Below are 26,967 nucleotides of genomic sequence, written 5' to 3' on the forward strand. Positions count from 1 at the left end.
ATCATTCCTTCGCTGCAGCTTTAGCTAAAAAGGCTTCTACCGAGGCGCGGTGTTCGCTACTCGTGTAGCAGATACCTTGTGCCAGACTGCCCTGCGCGAACACGTCGTGGGACGACAACTCGAAGCTCTGATTGAGGATGGTCTTGGTCAATGCCAATGCGGTTGATGAGGCTTTGGAAAGCTCCGCAGCCCATGCCTGCGCATCGGTCAGCAAGGTGTCGGCACTGGCTTTTCGATCGACGATGCCCAAATCGAGGGCTTCGTCCACTTTGACTTGGCGCCCAGTGAAGATCAGTTCCTTGGCCTTTGAAAGACCTACGCGTCTCGGCAGAAAATACATGCCGCCGCCGTCAGGAATGATGCCGCGGTGAATGTAAGACCAGGTGAAGCTTGCCCACTCGCTGGCGATGATGAAATCGCAGGCCAGCGCAGTGTCGGCCCCCAGCCCAGAAGCTGCTCCGTTGACAGCGGCAACCACCGGTTTAGGCATTGTGTGCAGCAACGCTTGAGTACGGTGCACACGTTGCTGACGATGCCAACCGTTAAAGCCAACTTCGCCGGCCGGTGCATTCATTCGCTTTTGCATGCCACTGATGTCTCCACCTGCACAGAAGCCTTTTCCTGCTCCGGTGAGAACCAACGCCCTGATGCTTTTATCGGCGGCAACACGTTCCAGCGCGTCGATAAACTCCGTGCGCATGTCATCGCTCATCGCATTGCGCTTGTCCGGACGATTCAACGTAAGCGTTGCCACCGCGTCATTGACTTGAAGTTCTATTAGGGAATAGCTCATTGTTTTCTCCAAAAATTACCCGACACAATGCCGATCAGTCCGGCTTGATGCCGCTTGCCTTGATCACGCGAGCCCAACGTTGCTCCTCGGCTTGTACATATGCATCCAATTCGGATGGCGTGCCCGCGCTGACAATCAGACCTTCGTGTTCGACCTTGCGGACAAAATCAGGTGAGCGAGCCGCCTTCCGAGCTGCTGCATTCAGGCGCTCTATCACAGCTGGAGGGGTGGCTGCGGGGACATACAGTCCGTACCAGCTATCGACGACATAGCCAGGCACCGTGGCAGCGATAGGCGCAATGCCCTTGAACGCCGGCGAAGGCTCAGAAGTTGTGACACCCAGTGCTCTAAGCTTTCCACCGTCCACAAATGGCGAAACTGCAGCAGCTGTTGCAAACATCATGTCTACCTGACCTCCCATCAGATCGGTCAGTGCCGGCCCTGCGCCGCGATAAGGGATATGGTTGATCTTTATCTGGGCCAGATTGGCGAACAGCTCTCCGGCGAGATGGGCTGAAGTGCCAGCCCCTTGGGAAGCAAAAGTCAGTTTTCCCGGGCTAGCCTTGGCAGCTGCTACGACATCGGCTACTGACTTGAATTGACTGTTGGGCCGCACAACCAGTACGTTGGGGCCTTTACCAATGAGCATCACCGGCGCAAATGCTTTGTTGCTTCCATATGGAAGCCTGGGTTGCAGTGCTGGATTCACCGCATGCGCGAAGGATGCAACGACGATGCTATATCCGTCAGGAGCGCTCTTGGCAACGTTGTCGGTTCCTATCATGGTTCCTCCGCCAGGCTTGTTCTCCACTATGACGGGCTGTCCCAAGTCCTTGGACATTTCTGCCCCCAATGTGCGAGCGATCAAATCCGTGCCACCTCCCGGTGCAAACGGAACAACCATGCGAATGGTTTTATCTGGGAACGTTGCCATAGCAGATCCTGCTGAAGCAACAACGGCCATGAAAAGTGCAATGGATCTCGCACCTCTGCGAACCAGGGAAGCAGTCATTGAGTTGTCTCCTTGTTATGCGGCATCTGCCGCCTGTCTCTCAAAGCCGGAACATCGCGGCTCTCGATGTCGGTCTTTTAAAGCTTAGGGAGAGATAGCAATCCTGGCACCCCCCTATTTCCAACAGATGGAATTTGCAGGAAAAGTTGGCATGTCTCGAATTCCAAGGGATGGAACACTCCTTGACAGTTGTGTGGGTGCAAGAGCGATCAAAATTGCACTAATTCAGCGCCCTCCTTGAGAACCGACGCTATCCCCGTGTGAACTCCGAACCATCAAAAAGCTAATGATCAAAAGCCGCTCTGCCATCCTTAATGACAAGCCGGGTCAGTCGCCCTCCAATCGATCGCTTGAGCGAGGAATAGAAATACTTCGCGCTTTCCGACCTGGATCGGAGCTGCTTGGAAATGGCGATATTGCAGAGCGAACAGGGCTATCGAGGTCTACCGTCAGTCGACTAACTCAGACGCTGGTCGGAACTGGGATGCTGCAGGTGGACACATCTGTGCGCGCCTACCGCCTGGCGCCGGCTGTTCTAAGCCTGGCACATGCCATGCGTACCGGCTCGCAGGTCCTAGCCATTGCCGCACCGCTGATGCGGACGCTTGCAGAGGCCCAACGCATCAACGTTGGCCTAGCCGCCCCCGACAGAGATGAAATGGTCTACCTGGAATCCATCCGCTACAGCCGGCGCGTGGTGCTTCGCCATGTGGTTTCGGGCCAGCGAGTCCCCATGGAGCTCACTTCCTTGGGGCGTGCCTATCTGGCGGTCGCGTCCGAACCCAAACGTGAGGCACTGCTAGCCACATTTCAACACCGCAGAGCCGCACAGTGGGAAGTCCTTGAGCAGGCGATCGAAGACGCGCGCCAAAGCGTGAGAACGCGAGGCTTCTGTGCCGCAGCATGGCAGCCTGAGGTGGTTGCCCTGGCAACTCCCTTGGTCACGCCGGATGCAATCTATGTTCTAAACCTTAGCATCTCTACAGAGGAGGCTCTGGCAAAAGTCGTGGAGGACCTGTGGAGCCCGTTGATAGCACTACGAGACGATATCCAGAAAAGACTGAGCGCTCTGCAATCGATGTAAACGGGATTTTTCATCATGCTTATGCTGTGCATCGAAGCCATCGCGATGACGACAGTGCCAAAGTTAGGTTGTCCCAAAAATCCAGCGGAGAAAAGCCGCTATTTCCAAGCAATGAAAGCCTGCGCCGCACTAACTCCCAAATTGCCGCCGATGCTCAGTTAAATAGCTAAAAGGCATAGCTGATATAGCCGCTAGAGGCTTATTGCAGAGCCAGTGGCGTAAGAGACTGGTTGCATGACTAACACAACTACAGAGACATCACGCCGACTTGTTCGGTACCTCCCACCAAAGAGCAATACGGAAGTTCATATCGAATATGCCGATCAAGGCACAGGTCGAATCATTTGCATTCTTCCTTCGTTGGCTCGATCAGGTCGCGACTACGACGTCGTGGCGCACCACCTGCAGCAAGACGGCTTCCGCGTAATTCGCCCAGAGCCGCGCGGCATCGGGAATAGCCATGGTCCCATGCAGGGCCTAAGCTTGCATGACTTTGCTGCCGATGTGGCCGCTGTCCTGGATCAGGAGCGCACCGGCCCCATCCTCATAGTGGGTCATGCCTGGGGCAGCCAACCCGCTCGCATGCTGGCTGCTGATCGCCCCGATTTGGTATGCGGCGTCATCATGGCAGCTGCTTCTGCGGGCAAGCTGCCGCCTGAGTCGAGCGAAATGCCATACAGCCGTCTGCGCGACGCCATAGATGGAGCAAGTGACTTTAGCCTGTCAGAAGAACAGCGGCTGGACTGCCTGCGCCGAGCCTTCTTCGCCCCTGGTCACGATCCACGCGTCTGGCTAGACGGCTGGAACACAGAGGCTCACGAGGCTCAAAGCCATGCTCGACGCAGCACCCCTGTCGATGACTATTTCACTGCTGGTACCCAAGTGCCCATCCTGGATCTACAGGCCGAGCACGATGCAGTAGTGATTCCGAAGGTAATGAAACTCTACCTTGGCGAGCGTGTCACTGAGCAAGTGATTAGCGACGCCGGTCATGCAATGGCACCAGAACAGCCACGCGCCATGGCCGATGCCATCGCTGCTTTTGCTCATCGCATCTATCAGAAGTAAGCGAGCCCTGCCACAGCGCTCGCCCAGACCGACGGCAATCCGCTTCTTTGCGTTGTTTCTATTTCGATAGCGCGCCTACCAATAGGGAGCGTAAACACCACGTGCCCACTGAAACCGCGCGTGGCATATGCGCATGGCCTGCCACGCCATGTAGGAATCAGCACAGTTCGACCTCCCTGCAGCAAGACAAGACCACCCAAGAGTCAGCTGCAGGGGTTTTGACAGAAATAAATATTACCGGAGACATCAATGAAACATTCCTTCCAACGCACGGTCAGAACGTCTCTCAAGGCGGCCACCATGTTTGCGGCCACCCTGGCCATTGGTCTCAACGCGGCCCAGGCAGCGTTCCCTGACAAACCAGTAAAGTTAGTGGTTCCATTCGCGCCCGGAGGTGGGGCAGATCTGATCGCGCGAACGCTCGCAGTCGGAATGTCACAAGAATTAGGGCAATCGGTCATCGTTGAAAACAAACCTGGAGCAGGCACGATCATCGGTTCGGAAATGGTTGCCAAGAGTGCTCCGGACGGCTACACGCTACTGGTGTCCTCTATAGCGCACTCGGTCAACCCGAGTCTTATGGAAAAGCTTCCTTACGCTACAGAAAAAGCTTTCACGCCGGTGTCCATGGTGGTGCGCTCCCCAAATGTACTGGTCGTGCGCGCAAGCAGCCCGTACAAAACAGTCAAGGACATTATTGCGGCAGCCAAAGCAAAGCCCAACCAGTTGACATACGCATCGCCTGGTAACGGAACTTCGTCTCACCTCGCTGCAGCTCTTTTTGCGGATCTGGCTAAGCTACAGATTCAGCACATCACCTACAAAGGATCCTCCCCTGCCCTCACTGATTTGCTGGGCGGGCAGACCGACATCCTGTTCGGCACATCAGGGTCTGTTGGTTCATTCATTGACAGCGGAAAACTAAGAGCGCTCGCGGTGACTTCGGCGACTCGCTCGAGCGCCTATCCGAACGTGCCAACCATGGCTGAAGCAGGTGTCGCAGGGTATGTATCGGAGGGTTGGTACGGCCTGCATGCTCCCGCCGGCACGCCTACAGCCATCATTGAACAACTCAACGCCACAATCCGTAAAGCAGCTCAGAGCGACTTCTTTAAATCAAAGTTGGTTCATGAAGGCATGGTGGCCCAAACGGGCACTCCAACCGAATACGAAGCATTTGTTCGTGCTGAGATCGCTCGTTGGTCCAAGCTCGTCAAGGCAGACGTGATCACGAAATAAGAAGCCATAACGGGAGACAAGCATGAACAAAGCAAATACTTCGCTCGTCCTGAGACTTGCTCTAACAGGCGCCTTGATTGGAATTAGCGCGACAGCCAGTGCGCAAGACTATCCGAGCAAGACCATTCGTATGGTGATTCCCTACACTCCAGGAGGATCCATCGATACCGTTGGCAGATTGGTAGCTGACCAGTTGCAGCGCCAACTCGGTCAGCCGATTGTCATTGAAAACACGCCAGGCGCTTCTGGCCTCCTTGGCTCCATGCATGTGAAGAACGCGAAGGCCGATGGCTACACTTTGCTGTTCAACGCCTCCAGCCAGGCGTACCTGCCGCTCGTAGTTGCCAAGAAGACCTACGACCCGCAGCGAGACTTCACTCCCGTAGCGCAGATAGGGTACGTGCCGCTCATCGTTGCCGTCAACAATGGCGTTCAAGCCAAGACGATCGAAGAATTCATCAAATTGGCCAAAGCCAACCCTGGGAAGTTCACTTGGGCAACTTCCGGCTTGGGTACGACCAGTCACTTGAGTGAAGAAATGCTCAACCGAGCACTTGGTCTGCAAATGGAGATCGTTCCTTACAAGGGAGCTGTGCCTCAATTGACTGATGTGGTTGGTGGACATGTCTCCGCGGCGATTTCGCCTATGCCCGGGGTCACACCCTTTGTTCAGGCCGGCCGCCTGCGGCCACTGGCGGTGACTAGCAAGACGCGAGCTCCATCACTGCCAGACGTTCCGGCGCTAGCTGAAAGCACCGTCCCGGGATTCGAGTTGTTGTCTTGGTATGGCGTATGGGGCCCAGCCAACATGCCAGTCGAAGTTACCAACAGACTGAATGCAGAGATCGCCAAGGCCGTCGAAGCACCGTCCTTAAAGACCAAATTTGCCGAACTGTCATTTGTGCCTACAAAGTCCAGTCCCTCGCAATTTCGGCAGCTGATCGCTGAAGACTTGCTGAAAATCGGCAAAGCGGTCAAGGAAGCAGAGATTCGAATTGACTTTTAACTAGCAGCCAGGAACTCATAAATGTCGCACTCTGTTTTCACACGTCGCCAGGTTCTGCGGTCCGGTACAGCACTTGCCTCGGCTTCGTCACTTATAAGCTTAGAAGCCTGGTCTGCCGACAACTTCCCGACACGCACCATACGTGTGGTTGTACCGTTCGCCCCGGGCGGGGGCACCGATGTCATTGGGCGGGCTTTGCTGGAAGGAATGCAGCGGGAACTTGGAAAAGCCTTGATCATTGACAACAAGCCCGGTGGCGGCACCATCATAGGCACAGACATCGTGGCCAAATCGCCTGCCGACGGCTACACGTTGCTTCTTACGACCTCAGCTATTGCGATCAACGACTCTCTGGTCAAGAGGCTCCCCTACAAGACGCAAAAGGACTTCACTGAAGTGGCACGGGTCTGCAGCGGGCCTAACGTCCTGGTCACTCCCCCCAACAGCCGCTTCAAAAGCATCGCTGACGTGATTGCCGCCGCGAAAGCAGCCCCCGGAAGGCTGACGTATGCATCTTCGGGCAACGGATCTGCCGTCCACTTGGCTGGCGAACTGTTCAAGACCATGGCTAACGTGGATATCACGCATGTGCCCTACCGAGGAGCTGGCCCTGCCTACACCGATCTGATTGGCGGTCAAGTCGACCTTTTGTTCGGTACGGCGGGTGGAGTGGCAAAAATGGTTGCTAGCGGCACAATGCGACCGCTCGGCATAACCTCTCCAAAGCGCAGCGAAGCCTACAAAGGGGTTCCAGCAATTGCAGAGACCCTGCCAGGCTATGAGGCCGATGTCTGGTACGCAGCGTTTGCACCTGTTGGCACGCCAGCACCGGTCATTTCGAAGATTAATGCAGCTCTGCGCAAAGTTGCAGAAACAAGCGCTTATCGCGAGCGCCTTGCTCGCGAAGGGTTGACCGTAGCGGTAAACACGCCGGAGCAGATGACACAGTTCATGCGCGCCGAGGAGGCACGCTGGCGTAAGGTGGTGATCGCTGGCAAAGTCACTATCGACTGAAGCCTCAATCCCTCATCGCACCGTAAGTCCCCTCCGCGAACATATGTCCAGTGAATTCCTTCCCACAGACATGATTTTGCTGCGCATGCAGGGCGCGCAGCAGTCCATGATTTCCGGCCTCGAACTGCACGTGATGGCCAATCCCGTCAATGCCGAGTTGCAGGGCTCAATCGTGCGCAAAGCCTGGGCAGAGCATTCCCAAACTGCATATGTTTATCTTGCTCTGCCCCACCGTTTGTCTCTCGCGAAGCAAACATTGGATGCTCTGACATGCCCATCCAGGCCCGGCATAAGCCTATCTGCCAGTCGCATGACATTGATGGATAGCCTGACTGGAGCTAGCTTGTTAAGACAGGCGTCGTTTCACTATGTCGTGGAAACGACGCCTGAAACGGGCTGGGAGTTAGAGCTTCAGAGATGGTATGCAATGGAACATCTCCCGGGTCTTTCTAAGACTCCTGGATGCGTGCAGGCACAGAGATTCTGGAACCATGACGAAGGACCTCGGTCTTTCGCATGCTACGACCTAGTCGATGAACAAGCTCTGGCTTCACCCGAATGGCTAGCGGTCCGCGAAACTTCCTGGAGTGATCACGTGCGCCCTCATTTCACCAACACCATTCGGACCATGTTCACCATTCAGTTGTGAATGTGAGCAAGCGCGTATGGCTCAAAGCGAGCGTGCTCCATTACGGAAATCCAACTCTCGTAGCAGTTTGGCAGTCTCTGCGACCAGACGTGTTGCGGGCCGAGCTCGCGGCAGTGCAAGCACTAAGAGGTTGTGAATAGCTGGCGGCCCAATCGGAGTTGCTTGGATCTCTGACCTCCTACTGCTCAGGCACAGGGCACTGTCTGGAAGAATAGAGCAAGCTAGGCCGTCCTCAACCACCGCCAATGCGGTATGCACGGCTCCTACCTCCGCAACGACGTTCAGCACGATGCGGTGGGGCAAGAGCACCGAATCCACCAGACTTCGGATCGGGTTGTGCGACCCTGGCAGCACCAACGGGAAGTCGGCCAACACCTCAAGACTCACTTGCTTCGGTAATCGGTAGCCTTTCGGCGCAACAAGCACCATCCGCTCGCGCATCAACGGTTCATACGACAGTAGCGGCGTGGGTGCTGGATCAAATAGCAAACCCAGATCGATACGACCTGCTATTAAGCCTTCGCGCAGCGAAAGACTAAGCCCCTCGACCACGGACAACAATGCATTCGGCAAGCGACGCCGAAACTCCCGAATCAGTGGGACCCCCAAGCCCATGGCCACTCGATTAGGCAAGCCAACGACGATTCGTCCAACGGGTTCTGAATGCATCTCCTTAAGGTCCGACAGTGCTTGGCTGGCCGCGTTGAGCATGACGCGCGCATGAGCGAGCAGCGCATGACCGGCAGCCGTCGCAGTGACCCCCCTCCCGGTGCGTTCCAACAAACGTTGTCCAAGCTCCTCTTCCAGCAAGGCTATCTGCCGACTGACACTGGGTTGCGCAAGGTTAAGGGTCGCTGCGGCACGGCTGAAACTACCTTGCTCAGCAACAGCGACGAAGTATTCAAGCTGCCGCAGATCCATAGGAAATAGACATAGCTGATATAGGAGCTATCGAGTTTAACTTACCCCCTCAAAAGCGCAAACTGATTTCCATGCAGCAACCGCAACGACGGTTGCTCCGCTATTTCAATGACAGGAGCAAGCATGAGAAGGTTCGAATCCAAAATTGCCATCGTAACGGGCGCCGGTTGCGTCGGAGCCGGCTGGGGCAACGGTCGTGCAATGGCCGTTCGCCTCGCCGAAGAAGGCGCCAAAGTATTGGCTGTCGATCGCGACCAGGATCGATTGAATGAAACGCTATCTCTAGCGGGCGATGCAGCCTCTTCCATCACGACCTGCATCTGCGATGTGACTAGTTCTGCAAGCGTACAAGCCATGGTCGAAGCATGTCTGTCGACTTATGGTGCCCCGGACATCTTGATTAACAACGTAGGCGGCTCCGCTGCAGGAGGGCCAGTGCAGTTGAGCGAGGAAGCCTGGGACAGTCAGATTGACATCAACCTCAAAAGCGTCTTCCTGACCTGTAAATATGTGCTGCCACACATGGTGGAGCAAAAACGCGGCGCCATTGTCAATGTGGCGTCTACATCAGGCCTTCGCTGGACTGGCAGCGCTCAGGTTGCTTACGCCGCAAGCAAAGCCGGCGTGATCCATCTTTCTCGCGTAGTTGCCGTTCAGCATGCTCCGGATGGGATCCGCGTGAATACGGTAGTTCCAGGTCAGTTGCACACCCCTATGGTTGAGGTGCGCCTAGCCAAGCAGCGCACGGGAGGCGATGTGGAGTCTTTGCTGGCATCCCGTGTCAAGCGTATTCCACTTGGCTTCATGGGTGACGGTCGCGATACGGCCAGCGCTGCACTCTATCTCGCTAGTGACGAAGCACAGTTCATTACAGGAACGGAACTGGTCGTGGATGGTGGCATGACTGCTCGCTGCGACTGAGCAATGCCAGTGCAAGGAGACATATTCGTGAACAAAAGACACATCCTCATCGCAGCGGCAGCGCTCTCGCTGGCATCTATCAGTTATGCGCAGTCCAGTGGAAAACCCGTGCGCATCATCACCTCATTCAGCGCAGGAGGTCCTGTCGATTTTGTTGCGCGTACCCTGGCCGATCAGCTAGGACGCGAACTCAAGCGCCCAGTCATCGTGGAGAACAAGCCTGGTGCAAATGGTGCATTAGGCGCAATGGAGACCCTGCGAGGAGAAGCCGATGGGACATCTATATGGATCACCAGTGTGGGGGCTGCAGCAATCAACCCGTCATTGCAGGAAAAGGCGCCCTACAACACACAGCGCGACTTTGCACCAGTTTCCCTAGTGGCAAACAACGTAGAAGTGTTGGTGGTCAGCTCTAAGGACCCCGCAAAGGATGCAGCGGAGTTCGTAAAAAATGCGAAGAGCATTAAGGAGTCAACACCCATGGCTTCCTCAGGATCCGGCAGCATCCCTCACCTGGCTCTTATCCAGTTGGAAGAGTCCACAGGGGCGAAGTTCCTGCATGTCCCGTACAAAGGAATGGCGCCAGCGATGACCGACATCATGGGTGGACAGGTGAAAGGCGTTTTTGCGGACGTCGCGGCCATCATGCCCCACGTCCAAGGGGGACGTCTGAAAGCCATCGGGCTAGCAGCACAGAAGCGACATCCTTCGCTTCCAAACGTGAAAACGTTCGAAGAACAAGGTATCAAGGCTGTCGACACCAATAACTGGTATGCCTTGTTCGTGTCCGCAAAGACCTCTCCCGCCGTTGTCGAGCAACTGAACAAAGCGGTGCGTGCAGCGATCGCGAATCCAGATGTAAGTGCTAGGTTGTTGCAAGGGGGTGCAGAGCCGAAATCTTCTACTTCCCAGGAACTAGCCGCTCTGCTGAAGGCGGATACGGAAAAATGGGGCGCCATCATCAAGTCCCGCAACATCAAGGCAGATCAATGACGACCTCTCATATTCGCGTGCCCCTGGTGGTACCAGGCTCGAAACCTGAACTAGCTGAGGTAGAAGCGCGCATACAGTCCGAACGCGGCCGCATATCACTGCTGTATCAGGCATTGCTCAACAGCGCACCGATTGCTGCGGGATGGGAGGCTATGTTGACCGCCGTGCGCAATCGAACAGGGGTTGCGGCAGACCTGCGCGAGATGATCATTCTTCGAATTGCCGTTTTGAACGATGCAGCCTTCGAGTTCGACGCACATATCCCGCACGCACTCAAAGCCGGCTTTCCGCAGCACAAGATTGACGCGCTCAAAAGTACGACTCCAGAAGGAGTCTTCACTGAGCAAGAGTTGTTGCTACTGGAACTCACCGACCGCATGACACGCGATGTCAAAGTGCCAGAAGAATTGATGGGGTGCATCAACGCACTCCACGATCCTCAGACAGTGGTTGAACTTGTGGCGACAGTAGCGGCCTACAACATGGTGTCTCGCTTCCTGGTGGCACTCAACATCTCGCATTGAAGCACGCAAGCACCCTCAACCAGAGCGAGCAAGCCGTCGCAAGCTCGATCGCTGCTCCTTCAATGGGGTAGTGCTTGGAGCCCAGCCTGCCCCATGAGCTCGCTAATGGCCTAACACCATCGAGGTTCAAAGCTTGATGGTGTACCAATTGACGCCTAAGCGCTCCCCCTGCTCAACTCACCATTGCCCTGTATGTCTGCCCTGACCTCCGACTCTGCTCTCCCTGTACGTACCTACCTGGAACACCCGACGGCACCAAAGTTGCGCCTGCCCCCACAGGCATGCGATAGCCATGTCCATGTTTTAGGACCTGTTGCCCGATTCCCCTACAACCCCCAGCGTCGGGCTACCCCAGTTGAGGCGCCTAAGGAGACGTTGTTTGCCTTGCATCGTCAAATGGGCATCGAACGTTGTGTCATCGTTCAGTCGATAACACACGGCACAGACAACCGGGTTGTCGAGGATGCAATTGCTGCGGGAGAGGGGCGTTACCTCGGTGTTGCACTGGTTGATCCAGACATCCTCGACACCGAGCTTCAACGCCTCGCACAGGTGGGCTTTCGCGGCGTGCGCTTTAACTTCATGAGACATATCGACGGCGGGGTTACCGTCGACAAAGTCTTAGCGCTTACGCCACGCCTTGCAGCTGTGGGGATGCATTTGCAGGTGCATTTTGAAAGCGAACTGATTCATGAACTTGCCGAGCCCCTGCAACGCAGCCATGTACCGGTAGTGATTGATCATATGGGACGCGTAGACGCTACGCGTGGGGCTAGCCATGCTGATTTTCAAGCACTTCTCAAACTGCTAGACAATGGGAAGTTCTATGCAAAAGTAAGTGGAATTGACCGTATTGATGCCCATGCACCTCCGCAGCAACGCTACCGCAACGGAATAGCACTGGCACGCACACTTTTAGAGCGCTTTCCAGAGCGCTGTGTTTGGGGGACAGACTGGCCCCACCCCAATCACACACACATTCCCGACGATGGAATACTAGTTGATTCACTGTCTGAAATAGCTAACAACTCCAATCTTCTTGAACACCTACTTGTCAAGAATCCGCAGGCGCTTTATCGATTTCAGGCGCATTGAGCACTCCTGGACGTGAGTTAGCTTTAAACCGCTCCAGCGTATCTTGGCGCGCTTTATTGGGAGGTTGCATTTCCCGCTCTCACCTCTGGGCTCGGCGTTTTGGGGTCGGAGGCGAACCTTCACATTCGCTAAGGTCAACCTACTGATGCGGGTATGGCAACGCCATCACTCCGCATCTATCTACCGGGTCTTGGAGCGCGCTGACTGGTATCGATGCTTCAGCGCGCAGTGGCCTCGCTGTTTACATAGAACACCTGTATTGAGTTCTTCTGACTATGGTTGCCGACTCTCCAACGAGTTAGCCAGCTATCGCCGCCAAAAGTTTGCAAGAAATGGCCAGCCCTACTTCCCAACTCGCTAGACTCCCGTTGTTGAGCTGGCATGCAGGATCTACGACAATGCTGTGCCATCCGTTTCTGCTTCTTGCTTTCAAGCCCAAGACAGCTGCCAAGCAAGAGACGTTGCACATCAAGTGACCCGTTCTGTTCTTGCATTGGTCTTCCATGAAGCTGCCCCCCCTCAATCCACTCAAAGTCTTTTACGTGGTGGCTCGCACAAAGAACTTGACCCGAGCGGCTCAGGAACTGCACATCAGCCAGTCAGCGGTGAGTAAACAACTGAATGTGCTCGAGAGCTATCTGGGCATTGAGTTGTTTCGGCGTGAGCGGCATGGAATTGTGCTGACGCAGGCTGGGATACGGTTTGGCGATGAAATCTCTCCGGCACTCGACTTGATCGCAGCCTCGACAAAGGAAATTATGCGCAGCGGTGCTGACAATAAATTGCGTATACAAACGTACACGACATTTGCTGCCAAATGGCTAATTCCGCGCTTGTTCAGTTTCAATAAGCGCTATCCAGACATTGCAGTGGTAATCACGAATTCGGTTCAGGATGTCGACTTTGATCGTGATGTAGTCGATCTGGCTATTCAGATGGGCAATGGTGCTTGGCCAGGACAAGAAGTTGATTTTCTTTTTGAAGATGTGATCGAGCCCGTTTGCAGTCCTGACTACCTCCGAAAGCATGCCCCCGAGACGGCTTACCCGCAGGCACTGCTGCGCACACGTCTATTGATCTCGCACTATCGTCCCAGGGATTGGCAGACGTGGGCGCGGCTGTGCCGCTATGAGAGTGAAGTCGATGGCACGGAGTCCATGCGATTCAGTAGCTCTGTGCTTACTTGGCAGGCAGCCATTGATGGCTTAGGCATTGCGATCGGGCAGACGGCACTGCTTGCCGATGATATTCATAAGAATAAGTTGGTTGCCCCGTTTCACTTGCCGATTAAGACAGGGGCATCTTATTACTTGGTCAGACCTCTGTTGCAGCGCCAATCTCGCAAGGTAACTGCCTTTAGAGACTGGATGCTTGAGCAGCTTGCATCTGAGTCCAGTAAGCAAGCAAATTCAGTGGCTTCTTGAAAGAGGCATCCTGGTTATCCAGCCCCAATTCAGCTCCGACCTTCACACGACAAAACATAGCGAAAAACGCTTAGCAGCAGTCCTTTATGTGAAGGCGGAGTCAGGAAGGCATCGATAAGTCAGCCTTGGCTGCACAAGGCGAGTATCCAGTTTCACTAAAGCCAGATACCCAACCATCGAGTTGAGTCGCCGACACATCCGAGCAGGAAGCACTGCCAGAGCGGAGCAAGTTCACGGATGCAGCTTCAGGCTTTGATGATTAGAGCATCCACGGCCATCACGCCTTGGCCTTCAGGCATGACCATGAGGGGATTAACTTCTGCTTCCAGAACATTGAACTCTGGACGAACAGCCAACAGTGAAAGGTTTGCAATGACCTGTGCCAAAGCATCCAGGTCACCCTTCGCCTTGCCACGCAAACCAGAGACGGTTCTGAGCATCTTGACTTCCGCAATCATCTCGCGTGCCGTATCCACGCTGACTGGCGCTAGGCGGATACTGCGATCACGCATGACTTCAGCCCAGATGCCTCCCACTGCTAGCATGATGATGGGGCCAGCGTCCGGATCCACCCGGTAACCGACCAGCACCTCAGTCAATCCCTGCCGCATGGGCTGTACCAGTACCTCGTTGCAAAGCACGCCAGGCGCATGCTTTGCAAGATTGGTGGCCAGGGTGCCAAATGCCTTCCCCAGCTCCTGAGCATTCTGAATGCCCAGGACTACGCCTCCGACCTCGGTTTTATGGGGAATATGCGCAGAACAGACCTTGGCCACCACGGGAAAGGCAAAGGGCAGCTGCGTTGGGGACTGGTTCAGATCAAAGGTGGCCGCAGGTGCATGCGGAACATTTAATTGATCCATCAGCTCATAAGCCTGAGCTTCGCTTAGGCTTCGAAGCTTTGTGTTCGCGTCGTGGCCGAGTGTGAAAGCGCGAATGCCGGGTGTGCGGCGCGAAAACACAGCTGCAATCGCATCAGCACAGGCTTCTGGTGTGCGAAAGCAGGGAATGTCAGCCGCTGTCAGATGCGCCAAAGCATTTGGCGCATCTGGCACCAACACAGCCAACAAAGGCTTGGTGTGCCGAGCACTGTCGATGATGGGCTTGACAGCCAGATCGGGCTGGAACCGAGCCGAGGAACCTACGACAGCAACCACCAAATCGAATTCCGGTGCCTCTAGCAAAATGTCCAGCGCCTTTTTCATCACCTCGTATTTGGTGCCAGCCAGTGTCAAGTCGAGTACTCGACCAGCACTGCCCGGGATTCCCGCAGCCTGTAACTTGGCCACTGTCTCGGCCGAGGCTGGTTGTACGGAGACATCGCGCACGCCCAGTTGGTCCACGACCATGGCTGAACCTCCACCGGTTGTGGTAACAATCCCCACACGCTTACCGCACAGGCGGCCGAGTGGGAGCTTTTTGGCCAGTGGGAACACTTCAAACAGCGTTTCCAGCATTTCTACCCGAACTACGCCCAGATCTTTCAGAAAAGCATCGGCAATATCATCCTCGCCGGCAAGCGCACCAGTGTGTGTGGCAGCCATCTCAGCCGCAGCGCTGGAACGCCCCAGCTTGTACGCCACTACGGGCTTACCACGTGCGGCTGCTGCACGGGCGAAATCCTGTAGAGCGTCTCCGTGACGCAGGCTCTCCAGAAACAGCACGTAGCCCTGAATATTGGGGTCGTCCAACGTGCATGCGCAAATTTCGCCAACGCTCAGATCGACTTCGCTGCCCACGGACACCAGACCTGCAAAGCCCACACCGCGTGCCTTGCCGCGCGAAACCAGAGCACCAATCATGCTGCCGCTGTGCGAGGCCACAAATACATTGCCTTTAGGCATGTCAGGTTCAGCAAATGCCGCATTCGCAGTGAGCATCAAGCCATTGCCAGGGTTGACTACCCCCAAGCTGCTGGGACCGAGAACGCGGATTCCAGTTTTGCTAGCAATGGCACGTAAATCGTCTTCGCGCTCCACACCTTCGGGGCCGGATTCCGAGAATCCACTGGCAAGCACAGTTACCAACTTGACCCCTAAGTCTGCGCATTCCTGAACTGTGGCCACGACAGTTTCAGTGGGCGAGAGCACAAACACATGTTCTGGCACCTCGGGCAAGGCGGCCAGACTAGGCCAAGCTTTCTCCCCCTGTACTACCGAGCGGCTGGGGTTAATCGGATATATCTTGCCGCTGAACCCTGCCCGGCGTAAAAACTGCAAGGGACGACCACCAGTTTTTTTTACGTCATCGGATGCACCGACCAGAGCGATACTGGTGGGATATAGCAGAGCCTGGGAAAGGATTCGCTCTTGTGCAGGTGTCTTGGACATTGCTTACTTTTCTATTTTCAAGTTCTTGAACTGCTCAGACCAATGGGCTACTTCTGCCTGCAGCTCAGTCTTGAACTCGCTGGGCGAATTGCCAATCAGTACAGCCCCTTGGGGAATCAAAATGTCCTTGATCTCCTTTGTCTTGACGGCCTTGGCAATGGCCGCAGCCAGTTTGTCGACAATGGGCTTGGGTGTGCCGACAGGAGCAAGCAATCCATTCCATGAATCGGAAACCATACCTGGAAGCCCCACCTCTTTAAACGTGGGAACGTTTGGCAAGCCGGGCAAACGGCTGGGGCCAGCCACTGCAAGAGCGCGTACTTTGCCTGCTTCCAGATTGGGCATTGCACCTGTCGAGGTCATGAACGCAACATCTACCACCCCTGCGATAAGGTCGTTGAGTGCCCCAGAGCCGCCCGAGTACGGGACATGCAGCATTTCGAGGCCCGCAAGCTGCTCCAGCCGCAGCGTTGCCATATGTTGAGTGCCACCCGCCCCGGTAGTTCCATAGCTCAGCGCGCCGGGCTTTTTCCTCGCCAGCTCCTCAAACTCTTTGTAAGTCTTGATGTTCAGCTTGTTGCTGACCGCCAGTATCCCTGGGGCCGAGGACACTTTGGAAATAGGCTCAAAGCTTTTGACCGGATCGAACCTCTGCTTAGGAAACACAAACTTATTCATCGTCAACGGTGCTGCCGCCAGGAGCAGCGTATAACCGTCTGCCGGGGACGCAGCCACCATTTCCGAGGCGATATTACTTGTGGCACCAGGCTTGTTCTCGACAATAAAGGCGCCTTTAAGTTCGTCTTGTAGCGCCTTGGCTACCAATCGTGCAACCACGTCGGTTGGGCCTCCTGCCTGAAAGCCAACAATAATCTTTACAGGCTTGGACGGATAAACCTCTGTAGCCACTACGCCTGTTGCCAGGGTAAATCCGCTCATGGCTGCTATCGCTGCCATCCATGTACGTCGTAGCATTTTGTGTCTCCTTTTATGTAATAGGTGTCGGACTTATTTCATGGGTGCACGCTGAGAGAACGTACGGCCGAACACGCCTTCGGCAATGCGGTTCTTCAACACTTCGATCGAACCGCCGGCGATCATCCAGCCTCGGGTACGACGCACGCAGTACTCGACCAACGCCTCCTGGCTAAATCCCATGCCTCCCATGATCTGCATCGCCTCATTGGACGCTTCCCAGCCCGCCAAATTGCAGGCCAGCTTGGCCATGGCTGTGCTTTGCGCACTAGGCAAGCCGTGTTCGCCCTCCAAAGCGGCCTTGTAGAGCTGCAACTGAGCCTGCTCCAGCTTCATCCACATCTCGGCAAACTTCCACTGCAAGCCTTGGAAATCGCACAACTCGCGGCCGAACTGCTTACGCACCATGGCATGCTCGCGGGCCATGTTGAAAGCGTATCGGCCCAGTGCTAGCGCACGCGATGCATTCCCCAAGCGCTCTACGTTGAAGCCCGATATCTGTTTTTTGAAGCCGCCCTCACCCAACAGCAAATTAGCCTTAGGAATGCGGCAATTTTCGAAATACAGCTGAGACCACTGCTCGCCATTCATAAAGTTGGAAGGTTTCCCGACTTCGAATCCGGGTGTTCCGCGTTCCACAAGCACAGAGCCAATGCCGTCAACACCGGGCCCAAAACGCACGTAAATCAGGAACAGTTCGGCTTCAGGGCTGTGCGTGGAAAATACCTTGCTGCCGTTGATGACGTAGTGGTCACCATCCAGCACCGCCGAGGTCTTAAGCTCGGTCACTGCTGATCCAGCATCTGGTTCTGTCATGCCGAGAGAGATGAGCTTTTTTCCCGCCAGCAAGTCAGGCAAGAAGCGCGTTTTTTGCTCGGGCGTGGCATATTCCACAAAGGTCCGGATGGGGCCAAAGTTGCCAGCCTGCACAATGTCGGCGCTCTTAGGGCAGACCAGCGCCACCTGCTCAATCGCAAGCACAGCATGCATCAAGGTACCACCCTGGCCACCATCCTCCTCTGGGAAAGCAATGCCAAGCAAACCTTGCTCGGACAGCAGCTTCGCAGTTTCCCAAGGGTAGTGAGGAGAATGGGCCCGCTCTAGTGCGCCAACTGCCAGTTTGTCTTTAGCAAAGCGGGCCACGCTGTCGGCGAATGCTTGGTGTTCTACGGAAAGATTGAAGTCCATGGTGATCTCAGGCTCTGTTGACGAATGACCTGAATGATCTCTGCCGATAAAGCCATGGAGTTCTTCCTATTTCGCCACGAGATATGAGTTAAAGATATATCTAATGCCAGCACTCGCTTTTATCCTTAGCAATCACTTTCACTGCTTGCCGCTTACGGCGCCCATTTCCTATGTACGTCAGCGAAACCTTGGGCCAATTTGGTGCCCTCTTCCATACACAACCAGTTAGTCCCGCCGTTTTTAGCCATGCCCAGCGCGCTGTGGTGGACTGGTACGCAGCCCTGATTGCTGGCTATCACATGCATCCGACCTCTTTTCTGGAAGCTGCCATGGCAGACGATCTGGACCGGGGACCGGCGCGCCTAGCTTTGGGCCGAGCTGCCACCGTGAAAGCGGCCGCCTTGATCAACGGCACAGCATCTCACGCAGCGGAGGTCGATGACATCTTCAAACACGCTATCTACCACCCCGGCGCACCCACTATTTCTGCAGCTCTGGCCGTGGCTCAGCAGGTGAATGCCACAGGAAGCGAATTTCTGAAGGCGGTTATCGTCGGTTATGAAATTTCCACCCGTATTGGCCAGGTCCTAGGCCGTGCCCACTACAGGTACTGGCACAGCACTGGCACCGTTGGCTGTTTCGGTGCGGCAGCGTCAGCCGCCTATTTGCTGGGATTGGATGGCACCCGATTCACCCATGCACTGTGTACTTCAGCGACTTTTGCAGCGGGTCTGCAGCAGGCCTTTCAGATGGACTCCATGTCCAAGCCTCTGCACTCAGGCCGCGCAGCTGAAGCCGGAGTGGCTGCTGCCCTGATGGCCCAGCAAGGCATCACAGGTTCAATCAATGTGTTCGAAGGCCAAATGGGCTTGGGTGTCGCCATGAGCAACACACCCGATTGGACCGCCGTTCTCGCCGATTTGGGTGAAGTCTTCAACATCACCGAGATGACCTTCAAGAACCATGCATGCTGCGGTCATACCTTTGCGGCTATTGATGGCGCTTTGGAGTTGCAGCGCACATATGGCTTCCCCACCGAAACGATTAGGCATATCGACATCGCCACCTACAGCCCCGCATTGGCCGTGGCAGGTAACCCCGCGCCCTTCACTGCTGCAGAGGCTCGCTTCAGCATTCCTTACGTGGTTTGCACCGCATTGTTGTTTGGCAGCGTGCGTCTGGCCGCTTTCGATGAGCAGCACCTGCACCACCCAGCAACACGTGCGTTGATGAAAAAAGTGTCGCTATCGGTTCACCCGGACCTGGACAGCCAGTTCCCGGGCCAGCGTGCCGCCGAAGTTACCATCCGCTTGAACGATGGGCAGGAACTGCGTTTTCTTCAGCCGACGCGCAAGGGAGACCCGGACATGCCGCTAACCGACCAGGATCTGCAAAGCAAGTTGGAGGAGCTGGCGACGGCCACACTGGGTAAGAGCAAGCTACGCGCCGTATCAGCACAGCTGTGGAAGCTGGAATCTGCACCCAACCTGCATTTTTTTTAGTTAGCTGATCGCCTTCGGTGGCGGCGCTTAACTTGGCATTGGCGATGTGGAAATCGACAGCGCCATTGTCGCTGTAGCCATCGCTTAGGACGCCGTTGGCGCCCAACACATAGTTCAGGCGTCACACAACCCCAAGCGGAGTAGCAATTCGTGCACGGCCAGTTTGCATGCCGGTTAGCGGCCATCGGCGAGGGCCTGCGATCGACCGAGGCTGTGTGAAAACACATCCAGCATTGGTATCGGCAAAAAACTGACCTCTCAGATCGCTCGGTATGCGTTTTTCTGGACCAGGGTAATGGTGTGAAGACCCCTGAATTTCCTACTTGAGCGAGTTTTCACACAGCCTCGACCCTGAGCAGACGTAGCCCTAGCTCGCAGTGGCACCGCCAAGCGGACGCCAAATTTGGTGGTGTACCTCAACCCGGGGCCGCTCGTACAACGCGAATTTTTGCAGCCTCTTCATCCCGGTATCCTGTCATTCCAAAGAACAGCCAGGAGGAAGGATGAGCGTACAGATTTCCAAGACAGTGCTGAAGGATTTTCTGGGTGGTGCGGAAACGAACGTCCTTGCGTTGACGGGAGCTTGGGGCACCGGCAAAACCTACGCGTGGCGCGAAGCGCTGTTGACGCACAAGGACAGTATCAAGTTCAAACACTACTGCTATGTCAGTCTCTTCGGCATCAACAGCATGGCCGAGTTGCGGATATCGTTGTTTACCAAGTCGGTCGCGGTGTCGACTCTCGGCCAGAAGCTCGATTTCGCCACGATCAACGAGCACTGGTGCTCAATCGCAAAGGACTGGCTAAAAGGACAGTATGAGCGATTCGGTCCGATGATGAGGAGCCTGCCCCATGGCAGCAGCGTCTCGCTGGGTCTGGAGGCTCTAGCTCCCAGCGCAGTCCGCGACACACTGGTGTGCTTTGACGACTTTGAGCGCCAAACCACAATTACGGCGGAGGACGTCTTGGGGCTGATCACGGAACTTAGAGAGGAACGCGGCTGCAAAGTCGTCCTGATCTTCAACGCTGAAAAGCTTGGCGCAAAGGATGCATACCGCGCCTACCGAGAGAAAGCGATTGACTTTGAGGTCCTATACGCGCCGACAGTTCAAGAGGCTTTCGACCTCGTGTTTGATGCCGCTTTTCCGAAGCGCGATCTCGCCTTGCGTCATGTCGTCGATCTTGGCATCACGAACGTGCGGATCCTGCGCAAGCTACAACAGCTGATCATGCGAATCGCTTCGGAAATGGTGCACATGCACTCCGACGTGATCGAGGCGGCCATTGCGACCACCGTTTTGCTGTGTTGGTGCGCATACGCCCCTGACATGTCAAAGCCAAAGATTGAGGAGATCGAGAACTGGAACAAATCCCTAATGTCTTCCAAGGAGGAAGCCGACCTAGATCCTCTGACCTTAGCCTGGGTGAGGCGGCTGAAGGCCTACGGCTTCACGCACGTCGATGACCTCGATTTGGCCATTGCTCGTGTCGTCGAACGCGGCTATGTTGAAGGTACAGGGTTTGTCGAAGTTGCGAAAAAGTTGGACGAGGAACTGCGAAGCGCCGAGATGTCTGTGCCGTTCACTGCGGTTTGGCGCCGCTTCCATGATTCATTCTCTGACGACCAGGACGTATTCATCGCGGAGCTTCATGACTCCGCGCTCCACGCGATAGCCCAAATCAGCAGTGGCGATCTCAACGCTACCGTCCGGTTATTGAGAGATCTACTGCGAGATGACCTCGCCGACGATCTGATTGACAAGTTCGTTGAAGCGAACAGGGGTAAGCCAAAGACTTTCGATCTGAAGGAGCACCCTTTTGGCGGCTCAATCGACGACACCAAGCTGCGTGCCACTTTCGAAGCCGCTCACTCTAGGCTCACGCAATTGCCCGGGTTGGAGGAGGCAGTTACCTTTATGGCCAAGAACAGTGGCTACAACCCTGAACACCTTGAAGCGATGAAGATGGCATCTGTGGACGACTACCAAGCTATGTTTTTGAAGCAGCACGATGAGGTCAAGTTGTCGAGCCTGGTCAAATGGTCGCTGCGGTGGGCAGACAGTGAACACGCTGAGATCACAGCCAAGGCAAAGGAGGCCCTCGAACGTATCAAAGCTACGAGCTTACTGAACGCAATCCGCGTTAGCAGATATGGCGTCTAGCCAGCAGCAGACATATTTGGAGCGCTCCGACTAATCCAGGCTGGCGTGCGCGAGCTGCGGACCTCGCCGAAGTTGATTTTTCATCTCCAAACCTGCCTGCTGCCTATGACCGCTCCTGGCCGTTCTGAGACGGTCGCCTACCGGCCAAAAGCAGAGGCATGCCAAGGTCCATTTTGAGGGAGTCCATCAGCAAGAACAGGGTCTCGTTTTTTCTTCTCAATTGGCGAGTCGACGGCGCCGAGCCGTTTGGCAACTGTGGTCTGTGCCCTACGTGCACAACAGCAGCCGTGGCTCTGATGAGTGAGATGTGCTTGTGCGGTGATTGGAGGCATCCCAGCAACAGCGTGCTCATATTTGGGCAGATCATCCACAAATATTTTTTCAGAATGTCTTGCCCAACTTCCTGATCCGTCATAGATTGATTCTCAATTTAGGGCAAGGAGAGTTCATGAGAAAAATCGCCGTAACGGCGACTTTAGCCCGCGGGTGCTGCTGGCTGATGTGGACCTTCTCTATCGGCTCGGTGGCCGCTCCATGGGTGCAAGCTGCCAATGCTTCACCTATTCAATCCACAGAGGCATCCGACGACGATGGCATCCTGCTGTGGCGCGTTGTGCCAGCTGATCTCCACGATCCGAAATTCTCGGCCGAAACGATCAAAGCACTTGTGGCCAAGTCCCTGCCGCGTAACGTGGAGGTCCAGGCTAACAACACACTGTCGGCGGTGGTCAGCCAGCACTTCAATGTTAGCAGCACCAGGACACCGGCTGTCTATGGAGCGTTGGTCGAGCAGATCAAACAAGCGAACAACCTGGAAAAGGACAGTGACTTGAAGCCGGGCCCGCTGATCGTTCCGGATTTGCCGCAAGCCAGTAAAAGTAAGCAATCCCCTTTCAACGTACTGAACGCTTCTGCGAAAATCTCTACGCTAGACCGCGGGGCCAATGCTTGGGATGCAGACAAGAATTCGCTCAGCGGCAAGCCTGTCGTTTCTCAACTGGGGCGAGCAGGAGCGCAGACGGTGCTGCAGATCCGCCAGTTGCCGTTGGGTGCGGCGAAAGCCTTTGCTGCCCCTGCAGACGAGGACGTACCCACCGACTTCCGCTACGCAGCCCTTCAGGTACCCTTTACGGCTGAGTTCGGCGCCGCGCCCGTAGCGGCGCCAATCAGCGATGATTGCCCGGCGGTAGATCCTGCGCTGGCGAACATCTTGGCCGTCAAGCCTCGCACCCAGGCGACTGTCGTAGTGCTGGACGATTCCTGGCCTGATGACGAGGAGTTCCTGAAGGCTCGAGACTTCGTCGTCAACGCATCGAAGCTGATCCGAGCTAAGTTCAAGCTGGACGGGCCCATGTCGACGCTGAGCGACATTGACGAGCTATCTAAGATAAAGGGAACCTCATTCCCGCCCGGTATTGGGCCGTATCCGAACATCAGCACACATGCGTCCGCCATTAAGGCGAGCCTGCGATCTTTCACCTGCAATGACAAGGGCCATGGGGTAAGCGTGGTATTCATTCCGATGGGAACGGCGCAAGACGGGTCCCGGCCGCTGCTGCGCGAGATCCTCTACTTAGCATACCTCGCGCGCATCAAGTCCAACAACTTCAGCGCCCAACTGGTGTGGTCGCCGCCACAGAAAGACCAAATTGACACTGCGCGTAGCTTTGCTGCCAAGAGCTTCGCCGACCAGAAAGGCAAGATATCTCCTTTCTTGAGCCCGTTCAACGCCACCGGCCCCAACAGCATTCTCACAGACCAAGCGCTCATTGAGCAGTTAGCGTTCTTCCTGAAGCTGTACTCCGACGCGTCGCAGACACCGCATTTCCTGTCCATGTCCTGGACGTCCCGGGAGCTGGCCTGGCAAATCTACTTTCCGGAGTACAGCTACGGACTAATGCTGGCCGCCGCTGGCAACACCGCGACAGTAAACGTACAAGAGCAGCGGGTGCAGTTCGCCTACCGCAGTACCAATCCTGGTGACGTGATCGGGGTGGAGAACAGCGACGGCACCAAGTACTTGTGCTCCTCTAGCCACTTCTCCCAAGCGGAGGGAGTCGATGTTCTGGCCTTGGGATACCCGGGCGAAATCTCCAACACAAAGTTGTGCGGTACCAGTTTCTCGACGCCCCGCGTGGCGTGGCTGCTAGCGGCGCGCGAGGCCTATATCGCCATCCCGCCAGCCACCGATGGCCAGCGCTCGATATGGCAGATCCAGCAGAAGACGCGCATCAAGAACTTGCGCACTCTGACCCAGCAGGACAGCATGCGTTTCAACGTCACGTGGCAGAAGCTGCTGGGTTCGCCGAGCAACTGACTTTAACGTTTTTAATCAATAGGGAGCGAACGATGGCACTTCAACAGGTGACGGGCCGCCTTGTTGCGGCCATGCTGCTGTGGGCAGGGGCACTGCAGGCCGATGCACAAACGCTGACGGACGACACGGCGGCGCTGGAAGCCCAGATCAAGCTCAAGCAGTTGCAACTGCAACTACTGCAGGCTGATCAAGCCCTTAAGGACGCCGATCTCAAAACCATGGATCAGGCCCAGAAGCAGGTAGCGGCGCAGCGCCTTCTCGCCCGGCAGGCTGATGCCGAGAAGCTGCTTGACCTCCAGGCAGCAGGCGCAGTCTCGGGGGCGAAGGTTGGTAACGACCTGCTGCTGGCCACCAAGTTAAAGGAGGCTTTCGGGGGAGCTCCTAACATTGGCAAGGAGGGGGCGATCAGCATAACTGATGGCAGCACGACGCAGTTGCTAGCCACCCGCTCGGGCAGCGCCTGGGCTTCCTTAGATATTGCAAATAAGATCTGTGCTGACTTGAAGGATGCGAACGTCTCTGGCGCTTACATCGCCCCGGCAGGCTTCGACGAGAAGCTCGTGCGCACGAGGCTCTTCATGGCAGAGGTAAATTCCCTCAAGAAGTACGCTGAAGACCAGCAGGCGACACTTGACCAAGTGAATCTGCAGTCAGCCGCAGCGGTGGTGGCAAGCCTCCAAGTTGCCCGCTATCTGGTTGGCGGCGTCCAGGATCTCGCCAAGACTTTCCGGTCGGACTACGCTTTGGCGACCGTCGCAAACACCTCCCGCGCGGCTTTGATCGAGAAGTCCATAGGGGCACGCTGTCCAAACCAATTGGTTAACACAGATCTGGAGACCTCGCTTCGGTTGGACCTGGACTCTTCCGACTTGGACGCTGCGCTGAACACGCTGATCGCATTTGTTGACACTTACGATGGGAAGCTGGCAGCTATGACAACCCAACAGGCCGCCGCCAAAGGCGCGCTTGCTGCGGAAAAGGCGAAGACCGGGCAAGAGCGGTCCGCGCGGAAGATCGCAGACGCCGATGCCAAAGTCCAAGGGTTTCTGCCGCTGGCGCAGCAGCTTCATCTCGTGGAGCCGGCGGTCAAACGGTTCAAGACCTTTTTCGACTCCCTTAAGACACGCCAAGCGGACGTCACCGAGGCCTTGATGTGGGCTGGTTTTGACAAGAAATGGAAAGACAAACCGCGCTTGGTATTGACGGTGTCGGCCCAAGACGTACAAATCACCAAGACCTCGGCCTGGACAAGCCAGCAGATCATGGCCACCAATCATGTGGAAGTGCTATATCACGTGCTCGACCAGGCCGGCAAGGTGCTGGTAAGTGGCGCCCGGGAGCAGTCGACGAGCGCGCCGGAGTTGGAGGTGACCAAGGCCGGTACGAATACGTTCTCGGGCTGTGCCATAACGAAAGCTGACTCTGTCTGCCCTTGATCCTGGAGCGCTCAACCGCCGCATTGGGAGGGGCGTCGACTGCAACCGCAACGCATCTCGAACTTCTGCTTTTGGACGACAACACCAGTTCGGCGTTTGCAAAAGCGGTCATTGAGATCCTGCCGGACCTGCTGATGCGTCCAACGGCAGGCTGGGGACGTAGAGCAGTAGTTCAGGTCGATCACCACGGACTGTCTGGTATCGACATCAGCAGCCATCGAGGGGCTTGAACTTGATGGTGGCTCCCAGCCTGAAGCCGACCTCTGATTCCGAGGTCGACTTTTCAGCGGTTGCTGCGGTTCGCTGCTGCAGAGCGACTGTCGGTCACAGCCTCATAGTGGACATCCGAGCACCAGGGCTGATGGCTGCCCAACGACAGGTTTTTGATGAGCAGCAGACCGTGAGCGTCAGTGCAGCCCGAGGGACTGCAGGAAGTCCGCTATTGCGGCCCATGAACAGGCGCTGCCGACCCGTTGTTGTCGTTCGCGCCTCGGTTCCCAATGTCTGCTGCCGACATAAGCGGTCGTTCCCTGACGCCAGATCCTGTGCATCAACGCTACAAGGCTGAGTCCCCCGCCAGCGGTCGTTCGCGTCAACCAGCAAACGACCCATTGCAGTCATTTGAGCTTTGCCGGTCCATGTCTGCTTTGCAACAATTGCTGCTTCTGAAGGGGGTACCGAGACCCTTCAGTTACCACTTTTAAATCAGTCACCCATGCACTAGTACTAACCAGTAGCATTCAAATATCAGGCCTGAGGCGAGAATTCTGTAATTTCTCCTGCTTTGCAAGAGGTGCAAAAAATTCCAAAAAATCGCCAACCGTCATTTCCAATATTAATTCTATTAATTCTTCCTCTTTGGATGGAATTGAACCAATTTTACACTCTCGCTCCCATATTTCTTTATCTCCAATAGAAAAAAGTCCTTCTATGAGGTCATAGGAATATGGTTCTATTTTTTCCAAAATATTTTCATCATTTTTTAAGTCTGCGCTCATCAAATATTTCATTCGGACTCTACTGGCTGGAATGAAATCATACAATCGAAGCGATTCGATTAATATCTTAGTAGTGGCCAACATTCCTTGGCAAGAGGAAATATCAAATTTGCAAGAATTAATCAATTCTTGAATAGATACACTTGTATCCAAGTGCTCGATATTTTTCCGCAAAACATATCTCGCACGCTGTAGTTTCATTCTATCTTTACTGCTTAGCCAATACGCAAGAAGCAATCCCAAGACTGATATCAAGAAAATCGTCGCGATTGCTGCGATAAGCATGAATCACCTCACTGAAAGCAAGCACACCGCA

22 protein-coding genes are annotated in these 26,967 nt (G+C 55.4%); 15 read left to right on the plus strand and 7 right to left on the minus strand.

What is annotated here, in order from left to right; translation table 11 throughout:
• Nucleotide 1: 1 nt before the first annotated feature.
• Nucleotides 2-793: an enoyl-CoA hydratase/isomerase family protein gene (locus QYQ99_RS26820; protein WP_302090751.1), complete on the minus strand. Its 792-nt coding sequence runs from the start codon at nt 791-793 to the stop codon at nt 2-4.
• A 34-nt stretch (nt 794-827) separates the two neighbouring features.
• Entirely contained in the window at nt 828-1,805 is a 978-nt protein-coding gene (locus QYQ99_RS26825) for a tripartite tricarboxylate transporter substrate binding protein (protein ID WP_302090752.1), read from the minus strand.
• A 286-nt stretch (nt 1,806-2,091) separates the two neighbouring features.
• Here QYQ99_RS26825 and QYQ99_RS26830 point away from each other — a divergent pair, with 286 nt between their 5' ends.
• The 6 genes from QYQ99_RS26830 (at nt 2,092) to QYQ99_RS26855 (ending at nt 7,865) form a co-directional block, all read left to right on the plus strand.
• Nucleotides 2,092-2,889 carry an IclR family transcriptional regulator gene (locus tag QYQ99_RS26830; protein WP_302090753.1) on the plus strand — a complete coding sequence of 266 codons (798 nt, stop codon included), beginning with the start codon at nt 2,092-2,094 and terminating at the stop codon, nt 2,887-2,889.
• 234 nt (nt 2,890-3,123) lie between these two features.
• Nucleotides 3,124-3,957 carry an alpha/beta fold hydrolase gene (locus QYQ99_RS26835; RefSeq protein ID WP_302090754.1) on the plus strand — a complete coding sequence of 278 codons (834 nt, stop codon included), beginning with the start codon at nt 3,124-3,126 and terminating at the stop codon, nt 3,955-3,957.
• A 249-nt stretch (nt 3,958-4,206) separates the two neighbouring features.
• Complete coding sequence (locus QYQ99_RS26840; RefSeq protein ID WP_302090755.1) at nt 4,207-5,196, plus strand: tripartite tricarboxylate transporter substrate binding protein; 990 nt, start codon at nt 4,207-4,209, stop codon at nt 5,194-5,196.
• 22 nt (nt 5,197-5,218) lie between these two features.
• Entirely contained in the window at nt 5,219-6,202 is a 984-nt protein-coding gene (locus QYQ99_RS26845; protein WP_302090756.1) for a Bug family tripartite tricarboxylate transporter substrate binding protein, read from the plus strand.
• 21 nt (nt 6,203-6,223) lie between these two features.
• Nucleotides 6,224-7,216 (plus strand): tripartite tricarboxylate transporter substrate binding protein, encoded by a 993-nt coding sequence (locus QYQ99_RS26850; protein WP_302090757.1) that lies wholly within the window; start codon nt 6,224-6,226, stop codon nt 7,214-7,216.
• Between the two features lie 43 nt (nt 7,217-7,259).
• A complete protein-coding gene (locus QYQ99_RS26855) occupies nt 7,260-7,865 on the plus strand; it encodes a hypothetical protein (protein WP_302090758.1) in 606 nt (201 codons plus the stop codon).
• A 21-nt stretch (nt 7,866-7,886) separates the two neighbouring features.
• On the opposite strand, the gene QYQ99_RS26860 is transcribed toward QYQ99_RS26855, so the two are convergent.
• Complete coding sequence (locus QYQ99_RS26860; protein WP_302090759.1) at nt 7,887-8,786, minus strand: LysR family transcriptional regulator; 900 nt, start codon at nt 8,784-8,786, stop codon at nt 7,887-7,889.
• A 123-nt stretch (nt 8,787-8,909) separates the two neighbouring features.
• Here QYQ99_RS26860 and QYQ99_RS26865 point away from each other — a divergent pair, with 123 nt between their 5' ends.
• The 5 genes from QYQ99_RS26865 to QYQ99_RS26885 all read left to right on the plus strand — a co-directional run bounded on the left by QYQ99_RS26865 (nt 8,910) and on the right by QYQ99_RS26885 (nt 13,743).
• On the plus strand, nt 8,910-9,707 hold the full coding sequence (locus QYQ99_RS26865) for an SDR family NAD(P)-dependent oxidoreductase (protein ID WP_224650622.1): 798 nt from the start codon (nt 8,910-8,912) through the stop codon (nt 9,705-9,707).
• Between the two features lie 27 nt (nt 9,708-9,734).
• On the plus strand, nt 9,735-10,700 hold the full coding sequence (locus QYQ99_RS26870; protein WP_224650620.1) for a Bug family tripartite tricarboxylate transporter substrate binding protein: 966 nt from the start codon (nt 9,735-9,737) through the stop codon (nt 10,698-10,700).
• Entirely contained in the window at nt 10,697-11,224 is a 528-nt protein-coding gene (locus QYQ99_RS26875; protein ID WP_302090760.1) for a carboxymuconolactone decarboxylase family protein, read from the plus strand. The genes QYQ99_RS26870 and QYQ99_RS26875 overlap by 4 nt, the downstream gene beginning before the upstream one ends.
• 192 nt (nt 11,225-11,416) lie before the next feature.
• Nucleotides 11,417-12,319, plus strand: coding sequence for an amidohydrolase family protein (locus QYQ99_RS26880; RefSeq protein WP_302090761.1), 903 nt, complete (start codon nt 11,417-11,419; stop codon nt 12,317-12,319).
• Between the two features lie 503 nt (nt 12,320-12,822).
• Nucleotides 12,823-13,743, plus strand: coding sequence for a LysR substrate-binding domain-containing protein (locus QYQ99_RS26885; protein WP_302090762.1), 921 nt, complete (start codon nt 12,823-12,825; stop codon nt 13,741-13,743).
• Between the two features lie 245 nt (nt 13,744-13,988).
• Here QYQ99_RS26885 and QYQ99_RS26890 read toward each other — a convergent pair whose 3' ends face one another.
• Genes QYQ99_RS26890 through QYQ99_RS26900 form a run of 3 tightly spaced genes read right to left on the minus strand, consistent with a single transcriptional unit; the run spans nt 13,989 to nt 18,236 of the window.
• The gene (locus QYQ99_RS26890; RefSeq protein ID WP_302090763.1) at nt 13,989-16,073 is read right to left on the minus strand and encodes an acetate--CoA ligase family protein; all 2,085 of its coding nucleotides are present in this window, start codon (nt 16,071-16,073) and stop codon (nt 13,989-13,991) included.
• A gap of 3 nt (nt 16,074-16,076) precedes the next feature.
• The gene (locus QYQ99_RS26895) at nt 16,077-17,048 is read right to left on the minus strand and encodes a Bug family tripartite tricarboxylate transporter substrate binding protein (protein ID WP_302090764.1); all 972 of its coding nucleotides are present in this window, start codon (nt 17,046-17,048) and stop codon (nt 16,077-16,079) included.
• Nucleotides 17,049-17,081: 33 nt separating this feature from the next.
• Nucleotides 17,082-18,236, minus strand: coding sequence for an acyl-CoA dehydrogenase family protein (locus tag QYQ99_RS26900; RefSeq protein ID WP_302090765.1), 1,155 nt, complete (start codon nt 18,234-18,236; stop codon nt 17,082-17,084).
• A gap of 170 nt (nt 18,237-18,406) precedes the next feature.
• On the opposite strand from QYQ99_RS26900, the gene QYQ99_RS26905 reads away from it, so the two are divergent.
• The 4 genes from QYQ99_RS26905 to QYQ99_RS26920 all read left to right on the plus strand — a co-directional run bounded on the left by QYQ99_RS26905 (nt 18,407) and on the right by QYQ99_RS26920 (nt 25,653).
• A complete protein-coding gene (locus QYQ99_RS26905) occupies nt 18,407-19,738 on the plus strand; it encodes an MmgE/PrpD family protein (RefSeq protein WP_302090766.1) in 1,332 nt (443 codons plus the stop codon).
• A gap of 503 nt (nt 19,739-20,241) precedes the next feature.
• Nucleotides 20,242-21,900 carry a hypothetical protein gene (locus tag QYQ99_RS26910; RefSeq protein ID WP_302090767.1) on the plus strand — a complete coding sequence of 553 codons (1,659 nt, stop codon included), beginning with the start codon at nt 20,242-20,244 and terminating at the stop codon, nt 21,898-21,900.
• Between the two features lie 448 nt (nt 21,901-22,348).
• Entirely contained in the window at nt 22,349-24,217 is a 1,869-nt protein-coding gene (locus QYQ99_RS26915; protein ID WP_302090768.1) for a S8 family serine peptidase, read from the plus strand.
• Between the two features lie 32 nt (nt 24,218-24,249).
• Nucleotides 24,250-25,653: a hypothetical protein gene (locus QYQ99_RS26920; protein WP_302090769.1), complete on the plus strand. Its 1,404-nt coding sequence runs from the start codon at nt 24,250-24,252 to the stop codon at nt 25,651-25,653.
• 740 nt (nt 25,654-26,393) lie between these two features.
• Here QYQ99_RS26920 and QYQ99_RS26925 read toward each other — a convergent pair.
• Entirely contained in the window at nt 26,394-26,936 is a 543-nt protein-coding gene (locus QYQ99_RS26925) for a hypothetical protein (protein WP_302090770.1), read from the minus strand.
• Nucleotides 26,937-26,967: the final 31 nt, after the last annotated feature.

The organism is Comamonas testosteroni, from assembly GCF_030505195.1.
Classification (GTDB): Bacteria; Pseudomonadota; Gammaproteobacteria; order Burkholderiales; family Burkholderiaceae_C; genus Comamonas; species Comamonas testosteroni_G.

Coding starts and splice junctions, on each gene's coding strand:
- QYQ99_RS26820 (WP_302090751.1), bottom strand. CDS start 793: ATGAGCTATTCCCTAATAGAACTTCAAGTCAATGACGCGGTGGCAACG.
- QYQ99_RS26825 (WP_302090752.1), bottom strand. CDS start 1,805: ATGACTGCTTCCCTGGTTCGCAGAGGTGCGAGATCCATTGCACTTTTC.
- QYQ99_RS26830 (WP_302090753.1), top strand. CDS start 2,092: ATGATCAAAAGCCGCTCTGCCATCCTTAATGACAAGCCGGGTCAGTCG.
- QYQ99_RS26835 (WP_302090754.1), top strand. CDS start 3,124: ATGACTAACACAACTACAGAGACATCACGCCGACTTGTTCGGTACCTC.
- QYQ99_RS26840 (WP_302090755.1), top strand. CDS start 4,207: ATGAAACATTCCTTCCAACGCACGGTCAGAACGTCTCTCAAGGCGGCC.
- QYQ99_RS26845 (WP_302090756.1), top strand. CDS start 5,219: ATGAACAAAGCAAATACTTCGCTCGTCCTGAGACTTGCTCTAACAGGC.
- QYQ99_RS26850 (WP_302090757.1), top strand. CDS start 6,224: ATGTCGCACTCTGTTTTCACACGTCGCCAGGTTCTGCGGTCCGGTACA.
- QYQ99_RS26855 (WP_302090758.1), top strand. CDS start 7,260: ATGTCCAGTGAATTCCTTCCCACAGACATGATTTTGCTGCGCATGCAG.
- QYQ99_RS26860 (WP_302090759.1), bottom strand. CDS start 8,786: ATGGATCTGCGGCAGCTTGAATACTTCGTCGCTGTTGCTGAGCAAGGT.
- QYQ99_RS26865 (WP_224650622.1), top strand. CDS start 8,910: ATGAGAAGGTTCGAATCCAAAATTGCCATCGTAACGGGCGCCGGTTGC.
- QYQ99_RS26875 (WP_302090760.1), top strand. CDS start 10,697: ATGACGACCTCTCATATTCGCGTGCCCCTGGTGGTACCAGGCTCGAAA.
- QYQ99_RS26880 (WP_302090761.1), top strand. CDS start 11,417: ATGTCTGCCCTGACCTCCGACTCTGCTCTCCCTGTACGTACCTACCTG.
- QYQ99_RS26885 (WP_302090762.1), top strand. CDS start 12,823: ATGAAGCTGCCCCCCCTCAATCCACTCAAAGTCTTTTACGTGGTGGCT.
- QYQ99_RS26890 (WP_302090763.1), bottom strand. CDS start 16,073: ATGTCCAAGACACCTGCACAAGAGCGAATCCTTTCCCAGGCTCTGCTA.
- QYQ99_RS26895 (WP_302090764.1), bottom strand. CDS start 17,048: ATGCTACGACGTACATGGATGGCAGCGATAGCAGCCATGAGCGGATTT.
- QYQ99_RS26900 (WP_302090765.1), bottom strand. CDS start 18,236: ATGGACTTCAATCTTTCCGTAGAACACCAAGCATTCGCCGACAGCGTG.
- QYQ99_RS26905 (WP_302090766.1), top strand. CDS start 18,407: ATGTACGTCAGCGAAACCTTGGGCCAATTTGGTGCCCTCTTCCATACA.
- QYQ99_RS26910 (WP_302090767.1), top strand. CDS start 20,242: ATGAGCGTACAGATTTCCAAGACAGTGCTGAAGGATTTTCTGGGTGGT.
- QYQ99_RS26915 (WP_302090768.1), top strand. CDS start 22,349: ATGAGAAAAATCGCCGTAACGGCGACTTTAGCCCGCGGGTGCTGCTGG.
- QYQ99_RS26920 (WP_302090769.1), top strand. CDS start 24,250: ATGGCACTTCAACAGGTGACGGGCCGCCTTGTTGCGGCCATGCTGCTG.
- QYQ99_RS26925 (WP_302090770.1), bottom strand. CDS start 26,936: ATGCTTATCGCAGCAATCGCGACGATTTTCTTGATATCAGTCTTGGGA.